General features: G+C 41.6%; 9 protein-coding genes. All 9 read left to right on the top strand.

The features are described 5' to 3' along the window. Positions 1-1,211 precede the first annotated feature (1,211 nt). The 9 genes from DK187_RS12205 (at position 1,212) to DK187_RS12170 (ending at position 8,856) form a co-directional block, all read left to right on the top strand. The gene (locus tag DK187_RS12205) at positions 1,212-1,877 is read left to right on the top strand and encodes a response regulator (protein WP_111607634.1); all 666 of its coding nucleotides are present in this window, start codon (positions 1,212-1,214) and stop codon (positions 1,875-1,877) included. Between the two features lie 79 nt (positions 1,878-1,956). Further along, positions 1,957-3,270, top strand: coding sequence for an ATP-binding protein (locus DK187_RS12200; RefSeq protein WP_162623510.1), 1,314 nt, complete (start codon positions 1,957-1,959; stop codon positions 3,268-3,270). Positions 3,271-3,369: 99 nt separating this feature from the next. Continuing rightward, positions 3,370-3,498: a hypothetical protein gene (locus DK187_RS21495; protein WP_261599245.1), complete on the top strand. Its 129-nt coding sequence runs from the start codon at positions 3,370-3,372 to the stop codon at positions 3,496-3,498. Between the two features lie 287 nt (positions 3,499-3,785). Next, positions 3,786-4,634, top strand: a complete 849-nt coding sequence (ehuB, locus tag DK187_RS12195) for an ectoine/hydroxyectoine ABC transporter substrate-binding protein EhuB (protein WP_111607625.1) — start codon at positions 3,786-3,788, stop codon at positions 4,632-4,634. Between the two features lie 17 nt (positions 4,635-4,651). Beyond that, complete coding sequence (ehuC, locus tag DK187_RS12190) at positions 4,652-5,314, top strand: ectoine/hydroxyectoine ABC transporter permease subunit EhuC (protein WP_111607624.1); 663 nt, start codon at positions 4,652-4,654, stop codon at positions 5,312-5,314. After that, positions 5,311-5,988 (top strand): ectoine/hydroxyectoine ABC transporter permease subunit EhuD, encoded by a 678-nt coding sequence (ehuD, locus tag DK187_RS12185; RefSeq protein WP_111607623.1) that lies wholly within the window; start codon positions 5,311-5,313, stop codon positions 5,986-5,988. The genes ehuC and ehuD overlap by 4 nt, the downstream gene beginning before the upstream one ends. Continuing rightward, on the top strand, positions 5,985-6,764 hold the full coding sequence (gene ehuA / locus DK187_RS12180; protein ID WP_111607622.1) for an ectoine/hydroxyectoine ABC transporter ATP-binding protein EhuA: 780 nt from the start codon (positions 5,985-5,987) through the stop codon (positions 6,762-6,764). Before ehuD ends, ehuA begins: the two co-directional genes overlap by 4 nt. A 120-nt stretch (positions 6,765-6,884) precedes the next feature. Then, positions 6,885-7,595, top strand: a complete 711-nt coding sequence (locus DK187_RS12175; protein ID WP_111607621.1) for a ZIP family metal transporter — start codon at positions 6,885-6,887, stop codon at positions 7,593-7,595. Positions 7,596-7,683: 88 nt separating this feature from the next. Continuing rightward, positions 7,684-8,856: a benzoate/H(+) symporter BenE family transporter gene (locus DK187_RS12170; RefSeq protein WP_111607620.1), complete on the top strand. Its 1,173-nt coding sequence runs from the start codon at positions 7,684-7,686 to the stop codon at positions 8,854-8,856. The last annotated feature ends 13 nt before the right edge of the window (positions 8,857-8,869 follow it).

Here is an 8,869-nt window from a genome sequence, read left to right as displayed (position 1 = left end):
CCATGTGAGAGTAGGTCGTTATCAAGATTTAATTAAGAAGGCCCTGATGGCTTCAGCTATCAGGGCTTTTTTTCGTTTTCAAAAAGCGAGTTTTAATACAAAACAAGAGGCGTTGAACCACCTGATCCCATCCCGAACTCAGAAGTGACTTTTTACATGCCACGGCGTTCGCCATCGCCGATGGTAGTGTGGGCTTGGTTGAATTGGAGAGCCATGTGAGAGTCCCACAAGGGGATAAGCATAGGTCGTTATCAAGATTTAATTAAGAAGGCCCTGATGGCTTCAGCTGTCAGGGCTTTTTTTCGTTTTCAAAAAGCGAGTTTTAATACAAAACAAGAGGCGTTGAACCACCTGATCCCATCCCGAAACCAGAAGTGACTCTTTACATGCCACGGGCGTTCGCCATCGCCGATGGTAGTGTGGGCTTGGCTGAATTGGAGAGCCATGTAAGAGTCCCACAAGGGGATAAGCACAGGTCGTTATCAAGATTTAATTAAGAAAGCCCTAATAGTAAATGCTGTCAGGTTTTTTTTGCATCATGGCGATTCATGGGCCTTTGCTGTCCTGCAAGGAGATAAGCATGTGGGCTTTTTGTGAAAGATATCATGTTGTTATCGCTGGTTTCCATATTTCAGTGTGCTGAGGGCTTTAGGAGGGTTGTTACTGCAATATGTAAGCTGTTTGAGTGGTATGTTTTCGGCTAGCGATATTGCTAAAAACGTGTGTTGTTTTGAATAAACCTTTTCATGGAAAGAATAGGCTATGTTTCTTAAGGGAGGGTTAAGCCTTCTGACTGGCAATGTTAAGTTCTGCTTAAGCTTGTTCAGTTACAGTAAGGAAATACCTCTTCTATTCAAGTGTAATGCGATCATTTTTTATGGTCATCTTTGGTGAACACTAGCCTTCAGAACGGCTGCTATGGTGTTGATGTTATTTGTCTGTTTTCACCAGTTTGCCTTTCATATTGGATTTTAGTGCATGAGTAATCTGGGGAAATGTAAAAAGATGATGTATCCAGCTTTCTATTCAATCAAAAATATCGGTTTTCAGGCGTTGTTATTCTCAAATTATGATGTCTTTAGGTCGCTAACTCTACTATTCTTTTCTACTCATGGTGGTTTGACTAACATACGCCAAAGTGTGATAAGAAAAATACGATTGAATCGTGTGTTTGGCTCTACTTTGGCGTATTTATGAATGAAGGATTAGGCTTGCGCATACTGGTAGTAGAAGATGATGCTTCTTTGGCTGATGGTTTGGTGACGGCATTGAAGCGTGAAGGGTATACGGTAGATGTACTTCATGATGGTATTCACGCATTAGAAGCGTTAGCCAATGAAGTATTTGATTTGGTGGTATTAGATTTAGGCTTGCCAAGATTGGACGGCTTAGCAGTATTGAGGCAAATAAGAGCAAATGAAAATGCGGTGCCGGTTTTAATATTGACAGCCAGAGATGCATTAGAAGATAGAGTGGCTGGATTAGATCTTGGGGCCGATGACTATCTTGTAAAACCTTTTGATGTCACTGAGTTGAAAGCAAGGGCTAGGGCTTTACTACGCCGCAGCTATGGTCGCGCGATCAGTGAGATTTCTTATAAGGGGCTTGTTTTGTATCCTGCGAGTCATAAAGTCACATATCAAGACAAGGAGGTGAATCTTACACGTCGAGAATACGCTTTGCTTCATGAGCTTATCAGTCAGCCTGGACATGTATTTACGAGAGACGTCTTGCAGCAGCTAATGTACGGTTGGGGAGATGATGTCGAAAGTAACGCATTAGAAGTTCATATTCATCATTTGCGTAAGAAACTATCGCCTGATTTGATCCGCACCATACGAGGTATCGGTTATGTTGTTGATCAAGAAATGGGTTAATAAGCAAGTTCTGAGTTCGATTAGGAAAAGAACGCTTTTCTTTGTGATGTGCCTTTTTAGCATAACGAGTATTGTTATTATGCTGGTAGGTTTATTGTTTGCGAATCATGAAGTTGAGGAACTGTTTGATGCAAGATTGGCTCAGCAAGCTAGGCTATTGCTTACGTTGTCAGGGAATATTGAAAAGCTTGATTCGAACGTAAATGCCATATCGCCATTGTTAATCGATGAAGCAAATACAGATCCGTCTGTTGGTCATAAATACGAAAGCAAGATTTTCTATCAAATTTGGCGTGACGATGAGCTAAAAATCGCGTCAGATTCAATGACTTTATTGCAACAAGAAGAAGACACTGATGGCTACGGTAATGCCATAGCAGACCATTATCAATGGCGTACATTTACCTTAAGCCAAATGGCGGGTAACCTTAAGGTGATGGTTGCTGAGCGTTCTGATGTGAGAGGAGAAATTGCCGATCAGATTGTTTTTCAAACACTTTTTCCTGAAATTTTAGCTTGGCCTATTTTAGCATTTTTAGTGTGGGCGGCGGTGGGCTTTGGTCTTGAGCCACTCCAACAGCTTGCTCAACGAATTCAAAAGATTACGCCCACTAAGTTAGAGCCTATCGAAATGTCGTCTGTTCCTGAAGAGTTGCGGCCTGTAAAAAACGCTTTAAATGGGCTGCTGATGGAGATTGATTTCCTAATGGAAAGGGAAAAACGATGGATTGCCGATGCGGCTCACGAATTACGAACCCCCCTGAGTATTCTTAGAGTTCATGCCGAGAATGCTGCGTCAGCAGAAAATGAAATCGAGCGAAATCAATCCTTATTGCAGTTGACGCTAGGGGTCGACAGATCCACAAGAATTGTATCTCAACTCCTTGCATTGGCTCGACTTGAGCATCAGAAGACAGTCATAAAAACAGAAACTGATGTGTTAGCCATTAGTCGTTCAATGATTGCAGGGATTCTTCCTCTAGCGTGGAAAAAACATATTGAAATCAGTTTAGACGTTGAGGATGATAAATCGTGGAATTGTTATGTAGAGTCTAATCATATCGAGATTTTGCTGCAAAATTTAATCAGTAATGCCATTAAGTTTTCACCGAATGAATCGATGATACATGTCGCTTGGACTCAATCTGGAAATCAAGTCGAATTGAACGTTATTGACTCTGGTAAGGGGGTGAACCAAGATGATTTACAAAGGCTGACTGAACGGTTTTTCCGTTGTGGCGAAGTTGAAGGGGCGGGCCTTGGGCTATCGATTGTAAAAAATATTGTCGATAAATACCAAGGCTCATTATTTTTTAAGGAGACGAAACCTAACGGCTTAACTGTATGTGTTAGGCTGCCCGTTTTGTCTGTGATTTTTGACAACCAAGAGTGAGATAGCTTGCCTATATTAAGCTCTTAGCCAGTATCGATTTTATTTAATTCTGATCTCTTATTATGCTTGAATCTGTCTATTATTGAAGAGGTTAGTAAAATGAAAAGGCTTGTTAATGTGTTGCATAAATTGACGGCTTTTCTGTCCCTAAGACACACTATTGATACTAACTCGCAAGAGGAATGGCATGGTTGGGATGCTTGGGTCAGCATTGATAGAATACAGTGATAACATTCCAATTGGTTTGAAGTGGCTTAATCACTAGGCCGCTTCAAACGTCTAATTTTATCCTTTCAAATTTACCTTCTTAGCGTTATTCCCTCCCGCAATGTGCGTCAAAAATTCGGTAAGTTTCTTTAAAAAAACACCTTATTGTTTGCCTTTTTCATTGGGTTTTAAAAGAGATCTAATGATTACAGATCTAAATAATACTTGATCATTTGATGCATTTTATTTAGGGTAAAAAGACTTATTGCGATTTTTTAACCATTTTTCTAAGGAACATGAGGTTTATTATGAAAAAATCATTACAAAAATACGTTATATCTCTAACGAATATTGCGTTCGCTCTCTGCTCTACTGCCGTTGTGGCAAATACGTTAGATAAAATACAGGATGAAGACACAGTAACGATCGGGGTGGCGAACGAAGTGCCTTATGGCTACACCACATCAGATGGAAAGCCTGCGGGTGAAGCGCCTAGCATTGCTGTTCATGTTTTAAATGAATTAGGCGTGGATGATGTAAACGTTGTGGTAACGGAGTTTGGTTCTTTGATTCCTGGTTTGCGTGCAGGGCGTTTCGATGTTATTGCGGCCGGTATGTATATCACGCCAAAGCGTTGTGAGCAGATTTTATTCTCCAACCCAACATACAGTATTGGCGAGGGCTTTTTAGTTCAAAATGGCAATCCAGAAGGATTGAATGGTTATGATGATATTAAAAGTAAGCCTGTTAAGTTAGGTGTTATGTCTGGAGCGGTAGAATACGGCTACGCTCGAGATTTTGGTATTGAAATGAGCAAAATCGTGACATTGCCAGATTATCCTTCTGGTGTGGCGGCGTTGAAGTCTGGTCGCATTGATGCGCTCGCAGGGACAAGTTTAACCATGGCTTCTCTAGGGCAAAAAGATGATCGTGTGGAGTTAGCTCAGCCATTCAAAACTTTGGTTATCAATGGTGAGGAAATTAAGGGTTATGGCGGCTTTGGCTTCCGCCCAGCCGATACGAGTTTGCGCGATGCATTTAATGAAAAAATAGCGAGCTTTGTTGATACTAAAGAGCATATTGCTATGGTTGAGCCCTATGGTTTTGGTAAGCACACCTCACCAGGTGGTATGACTGCAAAAGAATTATGCCAATAATACCGGGGAAATAGCGTATGGAATTTGGAGAAATTGTCTCCGTGTTGCTCCAGGGAGCCATTGTCACAATTGAAATTGTGGCGATGGCTCTGCCCCTAGCTGTGGTGATGGCTTTTAGTTTCGGATTGATTCGTCTTTATGCGCCAGCCCCTTTCAAACAAATTGCTATTTTTTATATTGAATTTTTTCGCGGTACTTCCGCTTTAATTCAGTTGTATTGGATATATTTCGTGTTGCCGTTTTTTGGTATCACAATTGATGCCATGACGGCCGCTGTGGTGGCTTTGGGGTTAAATATTGGCTCTTATGGCACTGAGGTCGTTCGAGGTGCTATTCAAGCCGTTCCAAAAGGGCAGTATGAAGCTTCAATTGCCCTCAATTTAACGGCTTCTCAGCGTTTATGGCGCATAATCATGCCTCAAGCTCTTGTGAATATGATTCCTCCTTTTGGTAACTTGGCTATTGAGTTAGTAAAAGCAACCTCATTAGTCTCTTTGATTACGATCGGTGATTTAACCTTTAAAGCCAAGTCTTTGGCCGATACTACTTTACAAGTGGGGGAAATATTTGGTGTTGTTTTATTATTTTACTTTGTAATTGCTCAGTGCTTAGTCTTTTTCATTAGGCGCTTAGAAACACATCTGGGCAAGGGTTTAGGTCGTGGAGGCATTAACTCATGAATGGATTTCAATGGGATTGGGCATTTACCTGGGAAGTGTTGCCGATGATTTTGTCCGCAGCAAAAGTCACTTTATTGGCCACCTTGCTAGGCAGCATTTTTGCTATTTTTATGGGTTTGGTATTTGCCTTACTTCGTCGCAGCAACAGAGGTGTACTGCGTATTAGTGTTTACTGGGTAGTCGAGTTTATACGCAGTACGCCTTTATTAGTGCAGATTTTCTTTTTGTATTACGTCATGCCAGAATTTGGCATCAGTTTATCTCCGCTTGCAACGGGTGTATTGGCCTTAGGCCTTCATTATGGCGCTTATCTATCAGAAGTCTTTCGCAGTGGGATTGATGGTATTGAGAAAGGGCAGTGGGAAGCCGCAAGGGCGTTAAATCTTTCCTTGCTCGATACTTACAAAGACATCGTGTTGCCTCAAGCTATACGTCCTATGATTCCCGCAACAGGGAATTATATCATCGCGATGTTTAAAGAAACCCCTCAGCTTTCAGCAATTACGCTCTTAGAAATGTTGCAGATAGCAAAAATCATTGGCTCTGAAAATTTTCGCTATTTAGAACCATTTACCTTAGTGGGTATTTTGTATCTTGTATTTAGTATAGCGGCAGCTTACGGCATCCATCAGGTTGAAAGACGCTTTCCAAAAGAAGGATTTAGTTTGAAATGAACGCGCCAATTATTGAGTTTAAAAATGTTAAAAAGTGCTTTGGCGATACCGTTATCTTCAGTGATTTTAATTTTAAAGTAGAAGAAAATGAAATCGTTTCGATTATTGGACCTAGTGGTTCTGGTAAAAGCACGCTATTGCGAATCTTGATGACTTTAGAAGGTATCGATGGTGGCTATATTAATGTGGCGGGTGAGTCACTTTGGCATATGCCTTGGCAAGGGCAATATGTCCCCGCCAACGGTAAGCACTTGCATAAAATGCGACACCATCTTGGTATGGTGTTTCAGCATTTTAACTTATTTCCACATATGACAGTGAAGAGGAATATCACTGAAGCGCCGATGCGTGTGAAAGGTATTTCACGTGAGGAGGCCGAGGCATCAGCGGAAAAGCTGCTTAAATTAGTGGGGTTATCTGATAAAGCAGATAGTTACCCGAATGATTTATCGGGAGGTCAGAAGCAGAGAGTAGGTATTGCTCGAGCTTTGGCCATGAAGCCATCCATTTTGTTACTGGATGAAATAACCTCCGCTTTAGATCCTGAGCTTGTTGATGAGGTTTTGGATGTTATTCGAAATCTGGTTAAAGAAGACAGTTTTACCATGCTACTTGTCACCCATGAAATGTACTTTGCTCGTGAAATTAGTGACAGAGTTTGCTTCTTCGATAATGGTGCGATTGTTGAAGAAGGGGCGCCAGAGACGATTTTCACGCAGCCTAAAGAAGAGCGTACAAAAGCCTTTCTAAATGCCTATCTTGGTAACAACAGTTAGCACACTCTATACGGTGAAAACTCTTCAATAAGGCGCTCATAGGGCGCCTTATTTTATAACAATAGCAAATCCCTCATTCTCCACTGATAATGGCGTTATATATTATGGAGTATTAAATATATGACGCCTTTATATGGTTTACTTTTACTGACTTTATTTGCGGGCTTGGCTATGCCTTTGGGGGCATTAATTGCGCATTTTGAGCGTATAACGCCAGAATGGCTAGAAACAGAGTTGATGCACGGCATCACGGCTTTTGGTGGTGGTGCATTGTTGTCTGCCATTTCCCTAGTCCTTGTACCTGAAGGAATTGGGCATTTTTCCACTTGGGCGGCCGCTATGTTGTTTCTTTTAGGTGGCATGATGTTTATGTGCCTAGATATCTTTTTATCTCACAAGAAGACCGCGATGAGTCAGCTAGTGGCAATGTTAGCTGATTTTATCCCAGAATCACTCGCGTTAGGTGCTGCATTGGCTTTGGGTGGTGTCAATGCCGTATTGCTTGCCGTTTTGATTGCAATGCAAAATTTACCCGAAGGCTTTAATGCTTTTCGAGAATTAAAATCGTCTTCCGATTATGCTCCTTGGACTATCATCTTGTGCTTTTCTGTATTGGCTTTGTGTGGTCCTGTGTCTGGCGTTATCGCGTATTTGTGGTTATCTGATTGGCCCGCTATTGTGTCAGGCATTATGTTGTTTGCTTCTGGCGGCATTTTATACGCTGTATTTCAAGATATTGCTCCACAGGTTCCTTTAGAAAAGCATTGGGCCCCACCGATGGGAGCGGTATTGGGTTTTGCGTTGGGTTTGGTGGGTTATATGCTTACTTAATAATTAAGATGGCAAAAATGTATACAAAAATAGTTTGAATGCAATATAGTTAGTGTTCTTTTTAGCTTATTCCCAAGGAAGTAGAGTTGTGCTTAGAATTTTAAATGATATGAGTTTAAGTGCATTAGTTGCAGGTTTTATAGCGGTGTTAATTGGTTTTGCTAGCTCGGTTGCTATCGTATTTCAAGCCGCTCAGGCGGCTGGTGCGGATTCAAGTACGATCATTTCTTGGATTATGGCATTAGGCTTTGGCATGGGAGCGACTTGTTTTTTTCTATCCTTATGGTATCGGTCTCCAGTGATTACAGCCTGGTCCACACCTGGTGCGGCTTTACTTGCGACTAGTTTGGGTAATATTACTTATGCTGAAGCTATAGGGGTATTTATTTTCGCGGGAGTGTTAACGCTATTAACTGGTGTATCAGGCTTATTCGATAAAGTGATGCGTCTGGTTCCTTTGCCAATTGCTTGTGCTATGTTGGCTGGTGTTCTTTTTAAGTTTGGTCTTTCAATTTTTGATTCAATGATGAGTGATGTTTTCCTCGTTGGAAGTATGTTGCTGACTTATTTGGTCAGCAAGCGTTTTGTGCCGCGCTATGCGGTATTATTCGTGTTGATGATTGGTGTTACTTATGTCTTGGCAAGGTCTGATACTTCCATGGTGTCACACATTCCTTTAGAAGTAGGCGATTTGGTTTGGGTTTGGCCGGAATGGAATCTGGGGGCCTTACTTGGTATCGGCATACCCTTATACATTGTTACTATGACATCTCAAAATATTCCAGGTGTCGCGGTCATGCGAAGTAGTGGTTATGAAACACCGGTGTCGTCTTTGATCAGTTGGACAGGTTTTACATCAATTGTGTTAGCGCCTTTGGGTGGTTTTGCATTTAATCTCGCTGCTATTACCGCAGCGATTTGCTCTGGTGACGAGTGTCATAAAGACCCTAAACGTCGTTATATTGCGGGACTATCCGCTGGTATATTTTATGGATTGGCAGGGCTGGCAGGCGTATCGGTTGTTGCCTTGTTTTCAATTTTTCCAGTCACTATGGTGGCAGCATTAGCAGGTATCGCCTTATTAGGAACCATCGGAATGAACTTAAAAAATGCCATGGCGGAAGATGCTAATCGCGAAGCAGCACTGGTTACTTTTTTGGTAACGGTTTCGGGATTGTCATTTGGTGGGATTGCGTCTGCTTTTTGGGGCATTCTATTGGGGGCTGTGTGTCTTTTAATCGGTAAGATTAAATGGCAATAAGTAGGTTGATAAC

The sequence above is a fragment of the Marinomonas arctica genome (assembly GCF_003259225.1).
Classification (GTDB): domain Bacteria; phylum Pseudomonadota; class Gammaproteobacteria; order Pseudomonadales; family Marinomonadaceae; genus Marinomonas; species Marinomonas arctica.
This window is presented reverse-complemented; position numbering and strand designations above follow the sequence as displayed.

What these genes read in the sequence shown, in the direction of transcription:
- ehuB (WP_111607625.1), top strand. Translation starts at nt 3,786, where the DNA reads ATGAAAAAATCATTACAAAAATACGTTATATCTCTAACGAATATTGCG.
- ehuA (WP_111607622.1), top strand. Translation starts at nt 5,985, where the DNA reads ATGAACGCGCCAATTATTGAGTTTAAAAATGTTAAAAAGTGCTTTGGC.
- DK187_RS21495 (WP_261599245.1), top strand. Translation starts at nt 3,370, where the DNA reads ATGAAAAGGCTTGTTAATGTGTTGCATAAATTGACGGCTTTTCTGTCC.
- DK187_RS12175 (WP_111607621.1), top strand. Translation starts at nt 6,885, where the DNA reads ATGACGCCTTTATATGGTTTACTTTTACTGACTTTATTTGCGGGCTTG.
- DK187_RS12200 (WP_162623510.1), top strand. Translation starts at nt 1,957, where the DNA reads ATGCTGGTAGGTTTATTGTTTGCGAATCATGAAGTTGAGGAACTGTTT.
- ehuC (WP_111607624.1), top strand. Translation starts at nt 4,652, where the DNA reads ATGGAATTTGGAGAAATTGTCTCCGTGTTGCTCCAGGGAGCCATTGTC.
- ehuD (WP_111607623.1), top strand. Translation starts at nt 5,311, where the DNA reads ATGAATGGATTTCAATGGGATTGGGCATTTACCTGGGAAGTGTTGCCG.